This is a genomic window from Solidesulfovibrio sp. DCME, from assembly GCF_049995385.1.
Classification (GTDB): domain Bacteria; phylum Desulfobacterota; class Desulfovibrionia; order Desulfovibrionales; family Desulfovibrionaceae; genus Solidesulfovibrio.
Window position 1 is genome coordinate 4,763,380 of record NZ_CP188261.1, and the last position, 18,411, is coordinate 4,781,790.

The 18,411-nt window shown below is 67.6% G+C and carries 16 protein-coding genes; 10 read left to right on the forward strand and 6 right to left on the reverse strand.

What is annotated here, in order from left to right; genetic code table 11:
- Positions 1–9: 9 nt before the first annotated feature.
- Positions 10–435, forward strand: a complete 426-nt coding sequence (locus ACP59X_RS21205; protein WP_428562368.1) for an Lcl C-terminal domain-containing protein — start codon at positions 10–12, stop codon at positions 433–435.
- 372 nt (positions 436–807) lie between these two features.
- Here the strand turns inward: ACP59X_RS21205 and ACP59X_RS21210 are convergent, their stop codons facing one another.
- On the reverse strand, positions 808–1,155 hold the full coding sequence (locus ACP59X_RS21210; RefSeq protein ID WP_428562370.1) for a transposase: 348 nt from the start codon (positions 1,153–1,155) through the stop codon (positions 808–810).
- A gap of 251 nt (positions 1,156–1,406) precedes the next feature.
- Here ACP59X_RS21210 and ACP59X_RS21215 point away from each other — a divergent pair, with 251 nt between their 5' ends.
- The 4 genes from ACP59X_RS21215 to ACP59X_RS21230 all read left to right on the forward strand — a co-directional run bounded on the left by ACP59X_RS21215 (position 1,407) and on the right by ACP59X_RS21230 (position 7,416).
- Entirely contained in the window at positions 1,407–2,531 is a 1,125-nt protein-coding gene (locus tag ACP59X_RS21215) for an SGNH/GDSL hydrolase family protein (RefSeq protein ID WP_428562372.1), read from the forward strand.
- A gap of 177 nt (positions 2,532–2,708) precedes the next feature.
- Entirely contained in the window at positions 2,709–4,061 is a 1,353-nt protein-coding gene (locus tag ACP59X_RS21220) for an APC family permease (RefSeq protein ID WP_428562374.1), read from the forward strand.
- Between the two features lie 124 nt (positions 4,062–4,185).
- Entirely contained in the window at positions 4,186–6,447 is a 2,262-nt protein-coding gene (locus tag ACP59X_RS21225) for a CHASE2 domain-containing protein (RefSeq protein WP_428562376.1), read from the forward strand.
- A gap of 60 nt (positions 6,448–6,507) precedes the next feature.
- Complete coding sequence (locus ACP59X_RS21230; RefSeq protein WP_428562378.1) at positions 6,508–7,416, forward strand: alpha/beta fold hydrolase; 909 nt, start codon at positions 6,508–6,510, stop codon at positions 7,414–7,416.
- 209 nt (positions 7,417–7,625) lie between these two features.
- Here ACP59X_RS21230 and ACP59X_RS21235 read toward each other — a convergent pair whose 3' ends face one another.
- The 4 genes from ACP59X_RS21235 to ACP59X_RS21250 form a co-directional block, all read right to left on the reverse strand.
- The gene (locus ACP59X_RS21235; RefSeq protein WP_428562380.1) at positions 7,626–8,369 is read right to left on the reverse strand and encodes a FecR family protein; all 744 of its coding nucleotides are present in this window, start codon (positions 8,367–8,369) and stop codon (positions 7,626–7,628) included.
- Positions 8,370–8,381: 12 nt separating this feature from the next.
- Positions 8,382–9,530 carry an autotransporter domain-containing protein gene (locus ACP59X_RS21240; protein ID WP_428562382.1) on the reverse strand — a complete coding sequence of 383 codons (1,149 nt, stop codon included), beginning with the start codon at positions 9,528–9,530 and terminating at the stop codon, positions 8,382–8,384.
- Between the two features lie 180 nt (positions 9,531–9,710).
- Positions 9,711–10,868, reverse strand: coding sequence for a BMP family lipoprotein (locus ACP59X_RS21245; protein WP_428569990.1), 1,158 nt, complete (start codon positions 10,866–10,868; stop codon positions 9,711–9,713).
- Positions 10,869–10,969: 101 nt separating this feature from the next.
- Complete coding sequence (locus ACP59X_RS21250; protein WP_428562384.1) at positions 10,970–12,094, reverse strand: acyltransferase family protein; 1,125 nt, start codon at positions 12,092–12,094, stop codon at positions 10,970–10,972.
- A gap of 210 nt (positions 12,095–12,304) precedes the next feature.
- Between ACP59X_RS21250 and ACP59X_RS21255 the strand changes: the two genes are divergently transcribed.
- The 3 genes from ACP59X_RS21255 to ACP59X_RS21265 all read left to right on the forward strand — a co-directional run bounded on the left by ACP59X_RS21255 (position 12,305) and on the right by ACP59X_RS21265 (position 15,087).
- Positions 12,305–13,549, forward strand: coding sequence for a hypothetical protein (locus ACP59X_RS21255; RefSeq protein ID WP_428562386.1), 1,245 nt, complete (start codon positions 12,305–12,307; stop codon positions 13,547–13,549).
- Positions 13,550–13,651: 102 nt separating this feature from the next.
- Positions 13,652–14,452, forward strand: a complete 801-nt coding sequence (locus ACP59X_RS21260; RefSeq protein ID WP_428562388.1) for a class I SAM-dependent methyltransferase — start codon at positions 13,652–13,654, stop codon at positions 14,450–14,452.
- A 386-nt stretch (positions 14,453–14,838) separates the two neighbouring features.
- Positions 14,839–15,087 carry a hypothetical protein gene (locus ACP59X_RS21265; protein ID WP_428562390.1) on the forward strand — a complete coding sequence of 83 codons (249 nt, stop codon included), beginning with the start codon at positions 14,839–14,841 and terminating at the stop codon, positions 15,085–15,087.
- Positions 15,088–15,279: 192 nt separating this feature from the next.
- Here ACP59X_RS21265 and ACP59X_RS21270 read toward each other — a convergent pair whose 3' ends face one another.
- Entirely contained in the window at positions 15,280–16,527 is a 1,248-nt protein-coding gene (locus ACP59X_RS21270) for an Nramp family divalent metal transporter (protein ID WP_428569995.1), read from the reverse strand.
- A 206-nt stretch (positions 16,528–16,733) separates the two neighbouring features.
- Between ACP59X_RS21270 and ACP59X_RS21275 the strand changes: the two genes are divergently transcribed.
- A complete protein-coding gene (locus tag ACP59X_RS21275; RefSeq protein WP_428562392.1) occupies positions 16,734–17,192 on the forward strand; it encodes a MarR family winged helix-turn-helix transcriptional regulator in 459 nt (152 codons plus the stop codon).
- Positions 17,193–17,201: 9 nt separating this feature from the next.
- Positions 17,202–18,410, forward strand: coding sequence for an HlyD family secretion protein (locus ACP59X_RS21280; protein WP_428562394.1), 1,209 nt, complete (start codon positions 17,202–17,204; stop codon positions 18,408–18,410).
- Position 18,411: the final 1 nt, after the last annotated feature.

Here is an 18,411-nt window from a genome sequence, read left to right on the forward strand (position 1 = left end):
TCAGTCCTCATGGCCATGGGCCTTGTGGCGCTCCTGGCAGCCAGCCCGGCCCAGGCCGGCAATTATGCGGACAATGGCGACGGCACGGTCACCGACCAGACCACGGGGCTGGTCTGGGAAAAGGCCGGCAGCGCTTCCGGGATGAACTGGGGGCAGGCCCTGGCGTGGTGCGAGCAGACCACGACTGCGGGATATACGGACTGGCGTCTGCCCAACAAGCGGGAGCTAGAGCACTTGGCGGATAAATCGCGCCTCAGGCCAGCTATTGATCCGGCTTTTACGGAACCCATAAACTGGTATTGGTCTAGCACGACCTACGCGGGCAACTCGGCCAACGCCTGGGGCGTGAGCTTTGACTTCGGCGGCGCGGGCAACGACAAAACAAAAGGCTATACGGGCCACGTGCGTTGTGTTCGCGGCGGACCTCAAAGTTGATCATTTAATTCTTTGCCATTGCCTCGGCATCTCCCGCGAATCGTAAACTGAGCCATCGTTTCCCAAAAAGGAGGCCGCAAGGCCTCCTTCTTTGTTTCCGCGCTCAAGAAGATGTGCCCACGGCTGACTTGCCGGTCTTCTTCGGACCAATCAATTCTTGAGGGTGGCCCCCGGGTTTGAGTTGTTGCCGACCATCTGCGCAAAGGCCATCGGCGTCATTTTGCCGAGACGAGACCGCTGCGTAATTCTTATCAGTTGCTACTTGTCCGGTTCCTCCGTGTCGCGCGACAGTATTTATGGCCAATATTTCTCCAGCCCCAGGATATTTTCGACCCGCTGGCGTCATATGCCGGCCAACGGAGGCACGTCTCCTCAACAATCGACCTTGAGGACCGCTTTTTTCAGATTGAAGGCCATGGCGTTGAGCAAGAAGTCCAGTTCGACCTTGGCCAGACCGAGGTAGCGGGCTCGAAAGAAGCCGTAGCCACGCTTGAGGATGCCGAAGGCACGCTCCATCTTTGACCGAACGCTGCTGACAGGCGATTGGCCAAAGGGCTCCGCTCTCTGTACAGCGTGGATCCCCATGACACGTGCAGGCAGACCATGCGACGTCTCGCATGTACTCACCAGGGCCGAAACACGGCCCTTGAGCAGGGCAGTGAGCGGAAACAATTTTTTGCGTAGGAATGTTGCTATCCTGAAAACGGTTATATCAAACACACAACCTCCTTACAGTGATTGATATTTTTTTACAGAAAAAACAATCATTTCAGCCAAGCAATCAACACAACAAGGCGACACGAACTACACATATCAACTATTCCATAAATTTGACACACAAACACAGAGCTGCAATTTGACAATTCTATTTTGCCCGCATATTTTGAACACCCGCAATGAATGCGGACCACCACGATGACACTTTCGATATCCCATCGAAGCAACAAAAGAATAATCTGCTGCAATCTGGCATGATTAGAATTTTGAAGACCTGTATATGGACGTTCGTCCTCGCCGGCTTCGTCCTCTACGCGGCGAATTACCTGGTTCTCGCCCTGGGCTGGCAGCCCTTCCCCGACTCCAATATCGGCAGCAACATTCCCGACGAAGTCCTGGGCTATCGGCTCCGGGGCACCAGGCAGGTGTCCGGCGGCACGTACATCAATAGCCTCGGCTTGCGCGGCAGGGAAATCGAAACGCCCAAGGACGCCGCAACGCTTCGGATCGTGTGCCTGGGTGGCTCGACAACCTACGGCGTGGAAGTGGAAGACCACCTTACCTGGCCGGCCATCCTGGAAACCATTTTAAATAATATCGGCCTGGGGCACCATTTCGAAGTCCTCAACGCCGGCCTGCCCGGCTACCTCTCCGGCCACAGCCGCTACAAGCTCGACCACGAACTGCTCGCCCTGAAGCCGGACATTGTCCTGGTCATGGACGGGCTCAACGACATGGCCACGGCCTACAAGAAAAACCTGACCTCGGAAGCGGCAAGGCGGCACTATGGCCAGGCCTTCGTGGCCGGCAACGTGGAGCATGCGCGGTTGCTCGGCCTGCTCAAAGCGGCCCGCCTCGATGTGCTGGCCGGGTTGTATTGGCGGTTTCTGATCCGGAGCGAATCGGAAGAGCAGGTGAAGCGCACCATCGCCTTGGCCCTGGCCGGCTATGCCGCCAATATCGAAGCGATGGCCAAGGCCTGCCAGGCCGCGGGGGCCGCATTGTACGTCGTCAATGCCCCCTGGATTTTCAACACGGACCGGGGGATGCCGGACAATTGGAACGATTTGCACCGCGACTTCACGATCGCAAGGGAGGATTTCAACATCCTCTGGTATGGCGCCCCCCTGCTGCGCAGCGTCAATGACGCCCTGGGCCGCAAACTGGGCACCACGGTCATCGACGTCCAGGCCGCCATCGATGCGGCCCCGGACAGGCGCAGCCTTTTTGTCAAAAACGACTATATCCATTTCAACAAGATCGGTAATTTCTTGATCGCCTACGGCATAGCCACCGTGCTGGCAAACAGGATGGCCCCGGACAGCGGCGTGCCCTTGCCATTCGTCGTCGAGAAGGCTTTCCCCTATCTCTTGCCGTAAGCCCGGCCGCCGCCCCTTCCATTGACTTCCTCGGTCGCGGCAGCCATAGCTATGGGCCATTGCTGCGAGGGCCGGCGCCTCGCCAAGGCCATGCAGCCGCCTCTCCCCTGCAATGGCCCCTGACGCATTGGACCGTCGTGGAACAGACGCCCCGCCAACCGCAGCCGGAGCCAGGCCATGCCCCAAACCACCACTTCCGGCCCGGCGGCCCCTGCCGCTGCCCCTAAACAGATCGGCCTGTCCGCCGCCATCGCCATCGGCATCGGCGGCATGGTCGGCGGCGGGGTCTATGCCATCTTCGGCGCGGCCGCCGGGGTCGCCGGTTCGGCCCTGTGGCTGTCCTTTCTCGTGGGTGGCCTGGTGGCCCTGGCCACCTCCTACAACTACGCCAGGCTCGGCGCGCGCTACCCCACCAAGGGCGGGGCCGTGGAATTCCTCGTCCGGGGCCTGGGCGACGGCATCGTCAGCGGCGGCCTCAATATCTACATGTATATCGGCTACATCATCGCCCTGGCCATGTACGCCGCCGGGTTCGCCGGCTATCTCATGACCTTCTTCCCCCACGCCGGCATCCCCTGGCTGGCCAAAGCCAGCGCGGCCGGGGCGGTGCTCCTTTTCACCGCGGTCAACGTCTTCGGCGCGGCCTGGGTCGGGCGCTCGGAACTGCTCACCGTGTCCGTGAACATGGTGGTGCTGTCGGTTTTCGCCGTCTGGGGCTGCGCCACGGCCGACTGGGGCGCCCTCGCGACCACCGCCACCTGGGCCCCGCCCACGGGCATCGCCTTCGGCGGCGGCATGCTCTTTATCGCCTACGAAGGCTTCGGCCTGGTGGCCAATGCCGCCGGCGACATGGCCGACCCGGCCCGCACCCTGCCCAAGGCCCTCTACCTGTCGGTGGGCGCGGTCATCGTCGTCTACCTCGGCGTCTCCCTGGCCGTGCTCGGCCACCTCTCCCTGCCGCATATCGACGCGGCCAAGGACTATGCCCTGTCCGAGGCGGCCGGCACGTTCATGGGCGGCACCGGCTTCACCTTCATTGCCGTGGGCGCGCTGTTCGCCACGGCGGCGGCGCTCAACGCCACGCTTTTCGGCGCGGCCAACGTCTGCTTCATGATCGCCCGCGACGGCGAGCTGCCGGCCGGCCTGGACCGCCTGGCCTGGAAACGTGCCCCGGAGGGGCTTTTCCTCACGGCCTGCCTCGTGCTGGTCTTCGTGCTCTTTTTCGACCTCTCCAGCGTCGCCATGATGGGCAGCGGCGCCTTCCTGTTCATCTACGCCGCCGTGGCCTACTCCCACCTGCGCCTGCGGGCCGCAACCGGCGGCCGGCCGGGGCTCATCTGGCTTTCCATCGCCCTGTGCCTGTCGCTGCTCGGCGTCCTTGGCTCGAACATGTTCACGCATTCCAAGCCGGCCTTCTGGACCATGCTGGGGCTTTTCCCGGTCTGCTTCGGCCTGGAGTGGGCCTATCGCCGCGCCACGGGGCGCCGGCTCAAGGCCGGGGCGACGCCCGCCCCGCAAAGGGCCGCCTAGGGCCGCGCCTGCGCAGGGCGGGCATGCTTTTTTCGGGGACAACGGCCATGGTGGGTCGGACTCGCGCGCCGGACCGTCCGTGCCCACGCCACGACAACAACACCAAACCCCTTGCGGATACGCCATGCCCGACACCGCAGCCAACGGCCAGCCCTCGCGCCTCTCCGCAATCCTGCGGCCCCTTGGCGGCAAGGCCGGCGTGTTCGTGGCCGGCCTTGGCGTCACGGCGCTGGTGGCCGTCTTGTGCCTGGCCCGGCCCGGCTGGCTGGCCTACCAGGACCTCAAGCTCTCCGACGAACTGTCCAGGCACCAGCGCTTCGGCGCGGCCGGCAACCTGCCGGTGGTGGTGGACATCGACGAGGCGAGCCTGGCCGCCTTCGGCCAATGGCCCTGGCCCCGCTACCGCCTGGCCCTGCTGTTGACCCGGCTCAAGAACCTTGGCAGCCGGGCCATCGGCCTGGACATGCTCCTGGCCGAGCCGGACCGGGCCTCGCCCCGGGCCGTGGTCGAGCAGTTGTGGCGGGACCTGCACATCGAGGCCGCCGTGACCGGGCTGCCCGAGGCCCTGCGCGACTATGACCAGGTCCTGGCCGACGTGCTGCGCCAAGGCCCCTTTGTCCTCGGCTATTTCTTCGAATTCCCCCAGAAGGCCGGCCTGGGGGCCAGGCCGCAGGGCACCTGCCCCCTGCCGGCCCTGCGCCTGGCCGTGCAGAGCGCCCCCGGGGCCGCCCCCCTGGCGGACAGCCTGGTGCGGCCGGCCTGGCCGGTCTGCCCCCTGCCCCGGCTGTTGGCCGCCGCGCCCGGGGCCGGCTTTTTCAACATCGTGCCCGACGCCGACGGCATCCTGCGCCGTTGCCCGCTACTGGCCGGCTATGACGGCAAGGTCTACCCGAGCCTGGCCCTGGCCACGGTGATGGAGGCTTACGGCGTGCGCGACATCACGGTCCGCGCCACCTCGGGCGGCCTGGCCTCGCTCACGCTCAAAAGCGAGTCCCTGGGCCAGCGGGTCGTCCCCCTGGACGCCTCGGGCCTGCTGCTCATCAACTACCGGGGGCCGGGTGGCAGCTTTCCCCGCGTAAGCGCCGCCGACGTCCTGGCCGAACGGGCCCGGGAAGCCGACCTGGCCGGCAGGATCGTGTTCATCGGCGCCTCGGCGGCGGGCCTGCACGACCTGCGGGCCAGCCCACTGGACCAGGCCATGCCCGGGGTGGAGGTCCATGCCACCATCGCCGACATGCTCGTGGGCGGGGATTTCCTCTACCGCCCGGACTGGGCCCTGGGCGCGGAACTGCTCGCCCTGTGCCTGGCCGGCCTGCTGTCCGCGGCGCTTTTGGCCGTCACCGGCGCCCTGGCGCTGCTGGCGCCGTTCGCGGCCCTGGCCGCCGGGGTCTGGTACGGCGCGGCGGCGCTGCTCGGCCAGGGGATCTTCCTGTCCCCCCTGGGGCCGCTGCTCGTGCTGGCGGCCAATTTCACAGCCCTGACGTTCCTCAAATTCTGGCGCGAGGAGCGGCAAAAACGCTTCCTGCACGGGGCATTCTCCCGCTACGTCTCGCCGGCCGTGGTTTCGCGCATCGTGGCCAACCGCCAGGCTCTGGCCCTTTCGGGCGAAGAGCGCGAGATCACCATCCTTTTTTCCGACGTGCGGGGTTTTTCCACCCTGTCCGAGAACCTCGCCCCGACCCAGGTGGTCAACCTGCTCCAGGGCTATTTCACGCCCATGACCGGCATCATCACCGCCCACATGGGCACCCTCGACAAGCTCATCGGCGACGCCATCATGGCCTTTTGGAACGCGCCGGTGCACGTGCCCGGCCACCGCACCCTGGCCATGCGGGCGGCCCTGGCCATGCGCGACGAACTGGACCGGCTCAACCCCCGGTTCAAGGCCAGCTTCGGCCTGGCCATCAAGGCCGGCATCGGCCTGCATTGCGGCGTGGTCCGGGTGGGCAATTTCGGCACCAAGGACCTGTTCGACTACACGGTCATCGGCGACGCCGTGAACCTGTGCGCCCGGCTGGAAGGCCTGACCAAGGTCTACGGGGTGCGCCTGCTGGTCACGGACAGCCTGCGGGAGGAGGACAACGGGGAATTCGTGTTCGAGGAGATCGATGTGGTGCGGGTCAAGGGCAAGCGGCGGCCGGTCACCATCTTCACCGTCCGCACCCCGGTCGAGTACGCCGCCGGGGAAGCGGAATTCGATACGGCCCGGGAGGCCAGGGGCCTGTACACGGCCAGGCGGTTTTCCGAGGCCGCAACGGTCTACCAGGCCCTGGCCACGGGCTACGGCCGCCGGCGCTACGCCCTTTTCGCGGCCCGCTCCCGGGAACTGGCCCTTGCGCCGCCGCCCGAGGACTGGGACGGGGTGTACGAACCGCGCAACCGGTAGGGGGCCGCCACCGTGCCTCGGCCTAGCCCAACGCTTGCCTCGCCCCCGAAGGGAATGTTCATGAGGGGTTGGCCTATAGGGGCGCCGCGGGGCCGTGGCCCGGGGCGATACCGGAAGGTCGCCCTCCTGGCCCTGGCCCTTGCCGTGGCCCTGGCCGGCTGCGCCGGGGTGCCGTCCGGGGCCGCCCGGCGCCAAGCGGCCGAAGCCCTGGCCGCCTCCGGCCGGTTGCGACCCCTGATCCTGGACACGGGCCCGGCCTGCCGCCCGCCCCTGGCCGCCTACGCCAGAAACGGCCCCGGCCAGACGCTGACCGTCTACATCGAAGGCGACGGCCAGGCCTACAGCGACCGCTTCACCCCGGCCAACGACCCGACCCCGGCCGATCCGCTGGCCCTGCGCCTGGCCGGCCTCGACCCCGGGCAAAAGGTCGCCTACCTGGCCCGGCCGGGCCAGTACCTGCCGCCCGAGGCCCTGGCCGGCTGCGACCTGGCCCTGTGGACCACGGCCCGCTACGGCCCCCAGGCCCTGGCCTGCCTCGACGCCGCCCTGGACGCGGCCAAGACGGCCCTTGGCGCCACGAGCCTGCGCCTGGTGGGCTATTCCGGCGGCGGCGCCCTGGCCGTGCTGCTGGCCGCCGGGCGCCCGGACGTGACCGGCCTCGCGACCGTTGCCGCCAACCTCGACACCGAGGCCTGGACGGCCCTGCACCATGTGCCGCCCCTGGCCGCGTCCCGCAACCCGGCCGAAGCGGCCGCCGCCGTGGCCCACATCCCCCAGGCGCACTACGCCGGATCGAACGACCGCAATACGCCGCCCTGGCTGTGTGAGCGTTTCCTGGCGCGCCTGCCGGCCGGGGCCGACGCCCGCTGCCTGGTCATCGAGGGGGCGGGCCACCACGACGGCCTGGCCGCGGCCTGGCCGGCCCTCGTCCCCGGCCTGCCGCCGTCGACGCCCCCGGACCGGCCCTGACCAACCGGCACGGGCCGCAAGGAGGCCGGACACGGGCCGCCCCATGACGCGCCGTGACGATGGACAAGACCGGGCAGGCTCCTGCCTGAACCGAGGGAGAAGGATCGCCGGGGATGGCCGTAAGGAAAGCCTCCGGCCTCCCGGACGGATCGCGGCGGGGTTGCCGGGGCGCCCGGGCGTCCGATTGCGCGGATGGCCCGGACAGGCCGCTAGAAACGCCCCGGCCGGAAGATGGGCCGGTTGGATTGCAGCAGCATCTGGAGGCGCTGGCTGTCCATCTGGCTGCGGAAGACGCGCCGGGCGAACAGCCGCTTTTCCTCCTCGGTCAGGGGACGGGGGGCGGACAGCGGCGCGCCCTTGGCCGCGTCCACGCCGAAATCGGCCTGGGCGATCAGCCGGGCCTCGCCGCTTTTTCCCGTGACAGTGATGGGCGAGCCCGACAGCAGGGCCACGAGCTGGCCGTCGGCCGTTACGCGCGAGCCGATCTCCGTGCCGCGTATGCCGATGGAGGCATAGGGCGAATTGACCTTGTAGCGCTCGGGGTTGTGCTTGACGATTTCGCCGGTGACCAGCCGGCACACGCCGGTGAGGAAGGTCACGGCCATGGCCATGGCCCCGGGCTGTTGGTCCTTGTAGAGGAAGTCGTTGATTTCCAGGCGGCCCGAGGCCTGCATGGTGATGGCCGTGCCGTCCTGAAGGGTGACCTGCAAGGCGCCGTCGGCACCCGTTTCCAGGCTGTCGCCCACCCGGACCGGGGATTCCAGGGCCAGGGCCCGGCGCACGCCGTCGCGTCCCGTGGCCAGGGCCTGCCCCTCGATGGCCGTGACCAGGCCGGCCTGCTCCGGGCCGGCCGCCCGGGCCGGGGCGGCAAAAAGCGCCAGGCAGGCGGCGAGGCCGGCAACGAGGCCGGCGAGGACGCCAAGGACGCGGCGGACGGGGCGGGGCCGTGGCATGGGACCTCCCGGCTAGAAGCAGTAACGCAGGTTCAGGTCGAAGGTGGTGGCGTATTCCTGGTCCCGGAAAAACGTGTTGGAGACGAAGGCACTGACGCGCCACTTGGGGCTGGGCAGGAAATCCAGGCCGACCGTGCCGAGCATGTCGCTGCGCTGGCCGCCGGCCTGGCCCACCGTATCGTAGTTGTAGGCCAGGTCGAGGTAGGGAATGAGCTTCTCGGATTGCCAGGTCAGGCGCCCCCCGGCCTTGAGCAGGCCCAAGGCACTGCCCTCCACGCCGTCGGCGTAGGCGGTGCGGGAGCTGTAGGTGTAGCCGACCGTGGGGTTGAACAGGAACCTGTCCCACAGGAAGGCATAGGTGGCGAAGGCCCCTGCCGAGGCTGTCAGGGACTGGTAGTCGGTGTTGGTTTTGCCGGTCAGGCTCGTGCGGCCGTACTTGAGCCCGGCCTGCAGGCCCAGGAAGGCATTGCCGAAGAGGTTGAGGCCGACATAGGGGTTGAGCAGGAAGTAATCGTCCTGCTGGTCGCCGCCCTTGGCCACGTGGTAGGTGGTGTTGTTGCGGTTGAACCCGGCGCTTATGCCGTAGGTCAGGCGCTCGGAGGCCGTGCGGTCCAGGCCGGCCAGGATCATGTACTGGTTGGAGGCGTTCTGGGAGCCGGCCTTGGAACTGCCTTGCAGGGTAAACGAGCCGTCGACCCAGGCGGCCAGGGAGCCGGACGGCTCGTCCCCGGCGGCCAGGCCCCGGCCGCCCAGGCGGTTGGTGACCAGGGTGGTGAACAGGCGGTCGAAGATGGAGCGGTCGATGGCCCGCTGGCTGGCCAGGAGATTGAGGGTGTTGACGGTTTGCTGGGCGGCGGTGGAGACGATGCTGCGGACCTGGCCGCTGGCATCGTCCGTGTACACAATATAATGCTGCTGGCCGTTGACGGTATAGGACGCGAGCCGGCCCTGGGAATCATAGGAAAGGGCCTGGAAACTCGAGTCGCTCACGTTGGCGTAGGCCGAGCCCGAACGGGCCGTGTAGGACCAGCCGTTGACGCTGGCCGTTTCCTGCCGGCTGTCGCCGCTGTTGACCGCGTACACGAGCGTCGCGTTGCCGTCCTGGGCCAGGGCGGGCAGGGGGCACAGCGCGACAAGCAGAAACAAAAGAAGGCATCGCATGATCATTCTCCACGACGTGCGCGCCGATGCTTGCGATACGCCCCTGCCGCCCGGTCGCCAGACCTCCGGCCGACGCCGCCACGGACACGCCAAACTGGATTCGCTTGTGGTCGAACATGCTGGCGCATGTCCCGAATGTCAACCGTCCTCGAAACGGCGGCCGCCCGGCGGCGCCGCCGGTTATTTGGCCGCGCTGTCGCCCTCCATGCCCCAAAGGAGCCTTGGGCAAAACCACTGCTCGCGTTCACTGGCCGAATGGCCGGCCGGCACGAAGACCGAACCGTCCTGGTAGAACAGCGGCCCGGCGTAGGGGTCGATTTCCCCCGAGCCGAGCCCCGCCGTGAACCGCTCCAGGGCCTTGCGGGCCGGGGCCGGGAGCCCCGGCCCGGGCTCGAAGCCCACCGGGCTTTTGTCCGGGTCGTTTATGGCCGCGAAATACGGGGCCAGCCAGAGGAAGGACGGCTTGTAGGCCCCGGCCGCCACCTCCCGGGCCACGGCCAGAAACGGCGGCCCCCAGTTGAAATAGGGCACGCCCAGGCAGGCCTCGGGCGCCATGGCGCAGGCCGGCCGGTAGACGTAGGGCAGGGCGTACACGTCGGCGCCGGCCTTGCGCCGCGCCCCGGCCACGACCAGGGCCTCGGGCGCGTCGAGGCCGGAGATGACCACGTCGCAGCCCTGGTCGAAAAACGAGCCGGCCACCTGGTTGGGGTCGGCCGTCACCCCCGGGATGTTGAACCAGAAGCCGATCCAGGCCACCTTGAAGGTCAGGTCGTCGGGCTTTTGGCCGCGCACCTTCTCCCAGGCGTAGCGGGCGCCGAGGTAGGCGGCGTTGGCCACCCGCCGGGTCTCGGCGTTGACCAGCGGCCCCAGGTAGCCGATTTTCCCGGTCTTCGTGGTCATGCCCGCCGCGAACCCGGCCAGCATCTTGGCGTATTCGATTTTGGCGAACAGGTTGCCCAGGTTTTTTGGGGCCTTGCCCATGAGCGCGTCGTCGCCGGAGATGTGGACGAAGGCCAGCTCGGGGTGCTGGGCGGCGGCTTCGAGGATGCCGTCGCGCATATCGTCGGAGCCGGCCAGGATCAGCCGGGCCCCCTTGGCGGCCATGTCGTCCACCACCTGGGGAATGGTCAGCCCGGGCCGGTCGGCCGGATTGACCTTGTCGAGGTAGAGCATTTTCGCCTCGGGCAGGTGGGCCTCGACGTATTTGCCGCCTTCGTACTGGGCCTGGCTGTACCCTTTGTCGTTGGCCGGGCCGACCAGCAGCAGGCCGAAAACGAACGGCGTGCGCCCGGCAAACGACGGGTCCATGAGGGCAAGGGACAGCAACAGCATGGCCATGAGCACGAACACGGGACGCATGGTGGCCTCCTTGGCCGACAGGCTGCGGGCGGCCAGACTGTAAAAGAAGCGACGGCCGGGCGCCAGAAAAAAACGGTGCCTCAGGCCGTCAACACGATGCGTCGGCGGTAAAGGAGCCAGGCCGGCAGGTACAGGCAGGCCAAAAACAGAACCGCCCAGGCAAGCGAGGCCCACTCCGGGTCCGGCCAGCCGGAAAACAGCAGCCGGAACAGGGCGGTCTGGGTGTTGACCAGCCCGCCCCGGCCATCGGGAAAGGTGATGTGGCGCAGGGTCGAGGCCACAAACGAGGCCCCGATATACACAGGCAGCGCATTGGTGCCCAGGACGGCCAGGGGCGCCACCGCCCGTGGCAGGCGCGGCCGGCCGTCGAGGGCCGCATGGCAGGCGGCCAGCAGCACCGTCGCCCCGCCGCCGAGGACCAGTACGAAGGAACTCGTGCAAAGCGATTTGTTGAGCGGCAAGACGGCCGTCCAGGCCAAGCCCGCCGCCAGCGCCCCAAGGCCCAGGGCGGCGACGCGGCCGGCGCCCCGTCCGCCCCGGCGCAGCCAGCGCCCGGCCAGCACGCCGCCAAGCCCCAGGGCCACGGCCGGAAAGGTGGACAGCACGCCCTCGGGGTCCCAGGTCGTGCCGGCCTTCCAGATGTGGCTGCCAAGGACCAGCTGGTCCACGTAGCCCTGCAGGTTGGCCCCGCTGTCCAGGCTCGGCCGGCCAAGGCCCGGCACCGGGACCCAGGCCAGCAGCAGCCAGTAGCCCCCAAGGACGACGGCGATGGTCGCGGCGAGCCCCCGGTCGCAAAGGCGCCGGTGCAGCCAGGCCGCGGCCAGGTAGACGAGGGCGATGCGTTGGAGCACGCCCGGCAGGCGCAGGCTTTCGAAACTCAGGCGCAGATAGGCGTTTTCCAAAAGCCCCAAGGCAAACAGCAGGCAGGCCCGCCGCAGGATCCTGGGCCACACCGCCCGGGTGCCGGGCGCCTCCCGGTCGAGGGCCAGGGCCACGGATACGCCGACCAGGAACAGAAACAGCGGAAACACGCAATCCGCGACGGTCAGGCCATGCCAGGCGGCATGGCGCAACGGCGCGAAAACGCTGGTGCGATCGCCGGGATTGTTGGCCAAAATCATGCCGGCCACGGCCAAGCCGCGGATGACATCCACCGAAGGCAGACGCGCTTTGCGGCCGGCCGGCGCGGCGACGGGGCGAGGCATGGACGCAAGCCTCCCTTGTTCGCGCACAGGAACACGCCGCCTTTGGTCCCGCAAGTTACACATCGTTCAGGCGCACCGTCCCCGGGCTGCGGCATAATGGACCGGGATTGTCAACAATCCCTTTTTCCCGTATCGATTCCCGCATCATCGGCAGCGCCACGGCTGCTTTCACCTCCCGGTCCAGACACCCCAACCTCCGAGAGGATCGCCATGAGCCCTTTTTTCGCCGCCCTTGCCGCCCTGTGCCTCGTCCTGACCCTTCCCAGCCCCGGCCAGGCCGCCGGCGGGGACTTCGAACTGCCGCTTTTCATCGCCCCGCTCACCGGCGTCCCGCTTGGCCGGGATTCCGACGGCGACGGCCTGCCGGACGTGTGGGAGCTGCGCGGCTACACCGAGGGCGGCACCTTCGTGGACCTGCCGGCCATGGGGGCCGACCCCTGGCACAAGGACCTGTTCGTCTGGATGGACTACATGGTCAAGCCCGACAGCACCAGCCTGGCGCCGGACCAGACGGTCATCGACAACATCAAGGCCGTCTTCGCCAACGCGCCGGTGGACAACCCCGACGGCACCAAGGGCGTCACCATCCACCCCCTGCTCAAAAACCAGGTGGCCTACAAGGAGCAACTCGGCACGAAAGGGGACGACGCCTCGGTGTGGACCGATTTCGACGCCCTCAAGGACGCCGACACCGACTTCAACGCGGCCCTGGCCCGGTCCCACCGGTACATGATCTGGGCCAACGACTACCAGCAAAGCGGTTCCAGCGGCCTGGCCCGCAACATCCCGGCCACGGACTTCATCGTCTCCCTGGGCACCTTCCCCACCACCGGCGGCACGAGCTGGGAGAAACTCGGCACCTTCATCCACGAGCTGGGCCACTGCCTGGGCCTCAAACACGGCGGCACGGACGACACCAACTACAAGCCCAACTACTTGAGCATCATGAGCTACACCTTCCAGATGACCGGGCTGTACAAGGACGGCCACTTCGGCGACGCGGGCCATCCGCTGCTGTTCGATTACCAGCGCCAGGACACGCCAGCGCTCAACGAGACGGACCTCAACGAAACCCTCGGCCTGACCGGGGCCGGCAGCGTCGCCGGCTACGGCACGGTGTTCTACTACTACGCCAACCAGACCTGTCGGCAGGTCAACATCAACGACGCCAACGCGGCCATCGACTGGAACCAGGACGGAAAAATCGAGGCCGGCGTGTCGTTCGGCATCCATTGCGATCCGGACGAGCCGGCCGAGGAGGACAAGACAACGCTTGCGGCCCAGAACAACTGGGAAAACATCAATTACAGCGCGGACGGGCTCATCGGGCCCGGCCTCACCAAGGCCGAACGAAAAACGCGCCAGGCCGCGCCCATCCCCGAATCCCTCAGGCACGAGCTCGACCGCGAAACCTATCGCAAGCTGCAGCAGGCCCGCCAGTCCGCCACACCCTGACCCGGCGGCGCGCCGGACGAAAGCGCCTTGCGGGGCATGACTTTCGAGCCACTTCCTGATACCTCCGCCCGGTGATACACATCCCACCGGTACCGAGGCGTCATGGACAGCTGGTTTGAGAGCCATTACGAGCACGCCGCCCGCATGGTCCATGGCTTCCTGGCCGAGCGCCTGCCCCTGGCCGGGGCGCGCGTCCTGGATTTCGGCTGCGGCGACGGCATAACCGCCCTGGGCTTGTCCCGGCTCGGCCCGGGGGCCGTGGTCGGCGTGGACATCAACCCCGCATTTCGCCATCTAGCGGCCCTGGCCACGGCCAATCTCGATCTGCCGGCCTTGCCGCCGCACCTGTCCTTTGTCCAGGTGGCGGACGACTTGCAGTTGCCCTTTGCCACGGGGGCCTTCGACGCGGTCTATTCCTGGTCCGTGTTCGAACACCTGCGCGACGTGCCGGCCGCCCTGGCCGCCCTGCGCCGGGTATTGCGGCCGGGGGGGCATTGCCTCATCCAGATCGATCCGCTCTACTATTCGCCCTTCGGCTCCCACCTGCGCCGGCTGACGCCCAGGCCCTGGGGCCACCTGCTGGAGAGCACGGCCGCCTTCACGGCCCGGGCGGCCGCGGCCGACGACGGCGCCGACGCCACGGACAAGGGCGACCTGCTCTATGTCCACAACGATTTCGCCGGGTTTAAAAAGCACCTCCTCGAGCAGTTCCTGGACCTCAACCGCCTGACGGTGCGCCAGCTCCTCTACTTCGCCCAGGCGTCGGGCCTGACGGTGCTGGCGGCCCTGCCCGTGCGGGTGTCGGCCGAATTCGTCCCGCCTCCGGAACTGGCCTGCGCCTATCCGGCCGACGACCTGCTGACCAGCACCATCTATCTGGTCCTGCGCAAGGACGCGGCCTAGGGCGCCCCTCCCCGGGGAACCGGCCTTTTCCGCCGGCCGCCGCGGGAACACCCACCATCGCCGCCGCACGCAACAGCGGCAGTGTTTTGGGGCGCGTCGGGCCGACAGGCCACAAGGGCGGAGGCTGTCCGCCCCTTTTGGCCGCAGCCCGGCGGCGGGGTTTGCGCCCTTGCCGCGCCATCCCGTCCCTGCGGCTGAAGCACATTACATTTTTATAATGTAGCAACGGGAAAGGATTTCCCGGAACCGCTTTCCCGTCCCGCCTTGCATGTCTTCCCTGCCATGCAACCGCCGCTGTCCGTCCAACTTGTCGGCGCTGCGTTGCTTGCGCTCCCCATCGGGCCGTTATATGCAACCGAAAACAGTTCCGTTCGAGGAGGGAACCCATGAAAAAGTTGCTCGTGCTCGCTGCCGCGCTCACGCTCGTCCTGTCCGCCGCCCCGGCCTTCGCCAAGGGCAAGGCCGCCAAGAAGGCCGCCAAGGCCACCTGGCAGTGCAACGTCGGTGGCCAGACCACCATGACCCCCACGGTCGAGGCCTGCATGAAGATGGGCGGCATGGTCGCCAACTACCCCGGCCCGGACAAGGCCGCCCCGGCCAAGATGGGCAAGAAGGCCAAGAAAGGCAAAATGTAGTTCCGTTTTCATGAGGGGAAGGCGCCGCCGCCCGGCCAGTCCGGGCGGCGGCGTTTTTTTTGGGGGCTGTTCGCCAGCCGGGCCGGGCCGGGCTCAAGCCCTCGGCGGGGCCTCGCTGGCTTGGCTTGCTGCGCCCGGGCGCGGGAAGCGCCGGTTCGCGTCCGCCCTGGCCCGTCCCGCCTGGCCGCCGGCCTAGCCCAGGGCCTCGATGAGCAGCATGATGTTGAGCGCGATGACCACCGCCGCCACCACGGCCAGCACGGCCGTGGTGAAGGGCCGGTTGACGTAGGGGCCCATGACCGAGCGGCGCGAGGTCAGGCCGATCTGCAGCAGGATGGTGATGGGCAACTGGATGGACAGGGCGATCTGGGACCAGATCAGCCCCTTGAGCGGATCGCCCACGAACAGGATGGCCACGGCCGCGCCCACCAGGGTGATGACCACGCCCAGGCGGGAGTGGCTGTCGTGGATGTCGTAAGGTTCGCCGAAGATGCCGGCGAAGATGCTGCCCCCGGCCATGCCGGCCGTCACCGACGAGGCCACGCCGGCCAGCAGCAGGCTGATGGCGAAAACAAGCCCGGCCGCCGGCCCCACCATGGGCGAAAGCAGCTCCTTGGCCTGTTCCAGCTCGGACACGGACAGGCCGTGGCTGAAAAAGGCCGCCGCCGCGAGCAATATCATGGCGCTGTTGATGCAAAAGCCCACCAGCATGGAAAAAAGCGTGTCCAGGTACTCGTATTTGAGTTGCTTGCGGATCATCTCCGGCGAATCCAGGTTCCACTGCCGGCTCTGGATGACTTCCGAGTGCAAAAAGAGGTTGTGCGGCATGACCACCGCCCCGAGCACACTCATGACCACGGGCAGCGAGCCCTCGGGCAAAGCGGGCTTGACCCAGCCGACCAGGGCCTGGCCCCAATCGATGTGCACCAGGGAGAGCTCGAAGACGAACGACAGGCCGATAAGCGACACGAAGCCGATGATGTATTTTTCGAGCCGCCGGTAGGACTTCGAAAAGAGCATCCACAGCACCACGGCCAGGGTCAGGCAGGTCCCCAGGGGCAGGGGCAGGCCGAAGAGCATGCGCAGCGCGATGGCCCCGCCGAGCAGTTCGGCCAGGGCCGTGGAGACCGCGGCGGCCACGGCCGTGCCCAGGGCCGAAACCGCCACCGGCCGGGGCAGGTGCCTCACGGCCGCCTCGGACAGGCAAAGCCCGGTGGCGATGCCCAGGTGGGCGGCGTTGTGCTGCAAAATGATCAGCATCACCGTGGACAGGGTGACCATCCACAGCAGCGTGTAGCCGAAGTCCGAGCCGGCGGCCACGTTGGAGGCCCAGTTGCCCGGGTCGATGAACCCCACCGTGACCAGCAGCCCCGGCCCCACGTATTTGAAGATTTCGAGGGCCGTCAGGCGCGGCCGGGCATGATCCCTGCCGTGCACCATGTCCGCCACCGCCCCGGCCAGCCGTTTGATCGCTTCCCTCACGCCCGCCTCCCGCGATTTTTCATCCCCTACCCTGACAGAAGGCGCCCACGGCGGCAACCGCTTCCGCGCCCGCCGCGGCACCGGTGCGCCCGACCGATGGTTGCCCTTGACCAAATTCGTTGCCATGCCTATTTTCCGCGCGACAACTATTTATGGGCCATGACATGGACACCCCCTTCTTCTTCGACATGGACAACGCCGTGGGCTACGCCATCGGCCATACCGCCGCCCGGCTCAAGATCGGGTTGCGCCGGACGTTCTTGGCCCATGGCCACGACGTGACCCCGGAACAGTGGGTCGTGCTCTATCGCCTCTACGAGGCCCCGGGCCTGAGCCAGGCCGAACTGGGCGAGCGCACGGTCAAGGACAAGACCACCATCACCCGCATCCTGGACAGGCTGTCCGACAAGGCACTGCTGACCCGCCGCCGCGACCCCCACGACCGTCGCAGCCAGCGCATCGCCCTCACCCCGGCCGGCCGGGCCCTGGTCGAACGGCTCGTCCCGCTGGTGCGGGCCTATGCCGCCGCCGCCTTCGCCGACGTCCCCGACCAGGACAGCGAAACCTTGCGGCGCATCCTCGGCACCATCGAGGCGCGCCTGGACACTCTGCTCGAACCCTGAGGAACCCGCATGAAACGCATCTTCCGCGCCAAGCACAAGCCCGAGGGCCCGCCGTCGAACCGCAAGCGCCTCGCCCTGGCCGCCGTGGCCGTGCTGGTGCTGGCCAGCTTCGGCTACTACCTCTACACCCGGTCGCTGATCGCCACCGACGACGCCTTCGTCGACGGCCGCGTCCACCCCATCACCCCGCGCGTGGCCGGCTACGTCAACGAGGTGCCCGTGACCGACAACCAGCTCGTGGCCCCGGGCGACGTGCTGGTGGTGCTCGACCCCACGGACTACCAGGTGGCCCTGGCCCAGGCCAAGGCCGACCTGGCCGCGGCCGAGTCCCAGCTGGCCGCCCAGGACCTGGGCGTACCCCTGCAGCTGTCCCAGACCTCGTCCAAGGTCGACTCGGCCAAGGCGCAGTTGGAAAGCCAGCAACGCGGCCTGGACCAGGCCGTCAAGGAACGCGACGCGGCCGAGGAGCTGGTGGCCCAAATCCAGGCCCAGCTCGACCAGGACAAGCTCGATTTCAACCGCATCAGCCAGTTGCGCCACAAGGACGTGGTCTCCCAGTCCGACCTGGACAACATCGAGAACAAGCGCCGGGGCCACGAGGCCGAGCTGCGCGCCGCCATGGCCAAGGCCGCCGCCGCCGGCCGGGGCCTCGAATCCATCAAGGCCGAGATCAAGCGCCTCCAGTCCCAGATCGACCTGGCCAAGACCGGCGAGGACCAGGCCGTGATCCAGACCAAGGAAGCGGCCGCCCAGAAGGCCCGGGCGGAACTGGCCCGGGAAAAGGTCCGCCAGGCCGAGCTCAACCTGGGCTATACCCGCATCGTTTCCCCCGTGGCCGGGCATGTCACGAAAAAGCAGATCGAATCCGGCCGCCTGGTCGCCGCCGGCCAGGCCCTGATGACCGTGGTGCCGCTCGATCCGGACGAATTGTGGGTCACGGCCAACTACAAGGAAACGCAGCTCAAAAACGTCCACCCCGGCCAGCGCGTGACCATGGAGGTGGACACCTACCCCGGCCGCGAGATCACCGGCACGGTCGATTCCATCATGGCCGGCACGGGCTCGGTCTTCTCGCTTTTCCCCACGGAGAACGCCTCGGGCAACTACGTGAAGATCGTGCAGCGCATCCCGGTCAAGATCGTCTTCGACAAGGAAAACGGCGAACTGCCCAAACTGCGCCTGGGCATGAGCGTCGTGCCCACCATCCACACCGACTAGT

What these genes read in the sequence shown, in the direction of transcription:
- ACP59X_RS21215 (WP_428562372.1), top strand. Translation starts at nt 1,407, where the DNA reads ATGATTAGAATTTTGAAGACCTGTATATGGACGTTCGTCCTCGCCGGC.
- ACP59X_RS21205 (WP_428562368.1), top strand. Translation starts at nt 10, where the DNA reads ATGGCCATGGGCCTTGTGGCGCTCCTGGCAGCCAGCCCGGCCCAGGCC.
- ACP59X_RS21230 (WP_428562378.1), top strand. Translation starts at nt 6,508, where the DNA reads ATGAGGGGTTGGCCTATAGGGGCGCCGCGGGGCCGTGGCCCGGGGCGA.
- ACP59X_RS21225 (WP_428562376.1), top strand. Translation starts at nt 4,186, where the DNA reads ATGCCCGACACCGCAGCCAACGGCCAGCCCTCGCGCCTCTCCGCAATC.
- ACP59X_RS21270 (WP_428569995.1), bottom strand. Translation starts at nt 16,527, where the DNA reads ATGGTGCACGGCAGGGATCATGCCCGGCCGCGCCTGACGGCCCTCGAA.
- ACP59X_RS21260 (WP_428562388.1), top strand. Translation starts at nt 13,652, where the DNA reads ATGGACAGCTGGTTTGAGAGCCATTACGAGCACGCCGCCCGCATGGTC.
- ACP59X_RS21255 (WP_428562386.1), top strand. Translation starts at nt 12,305, where the DNA reads ATGAGCCCTTTTTTCGCCGCCCTTGCCGCCCTGTGCCTCGTCCTGACC.
- ACP59X_RS21280 (WP_428562394.1), top strand. Translation starts at nt 17,202, where the DNA reads ATGAAACGCATCTTCCGCGCCAAGCACAAGCCCGAGGGCCCGCCGTCG.
- ACP59X_RS21240 (WP_428562382.1), bottom strand. Translation starts at nt 9,530, where the DNA reads ATGCGATGCCTTCTTTTGTTTCTGCTTGTCGCGCTGTGCCCCCTGCCC.
- ACP59X_RS21235 (WP_428562380.1), bottom strand. Translation starts at nt 8,369, where the DNA reads ATGCCACGGCCCCGCCCCGTCCGCCGCGTCCTTGGCGTCCTCGCCGGC.
- ACP59X_RS21275 (WP_428562392.1), top strand. Translation starts at nt 16,734, where the DNA reads ATGGACACCCCCTTCTTCTTCGACATGGACAACGCCGTGGGCTACGCC.
- ACP59X_RS21245 (WP_428569990.1), bottom strand. Translation starts at nt 10,868, where the DNA reads ATGGCCATGCTGTTGCTGTCCCTTGCCCTCATGGACCCGTCGTTTGCC.
- ACP59X_RS21265 (WP_428562390.1), top strand. Translation starts at nt 14,839, where the DNA reads ATGAAAAAGTTGCTCGTGCTCGCTGCCGCGCTCACGCTCGTCCTGTCC.
- ACP59X_RS21220 (WP_428562374.1), top strand. Translation starts at nt 2,709, where the DNA reads ATGCCCCAAACCACCACTTCCGGCCCGGCGGCCCCTGCCGCTGCCCCT.
- ACP59X_RS21250 (WP_428562384.1), bottom strand. Translation starts at nt 12,094, where the DNA reads ATGCCTCGCCCCGTCGCCGCGCCGGCCGGCCGCAAAGCGCGTCTGCCT.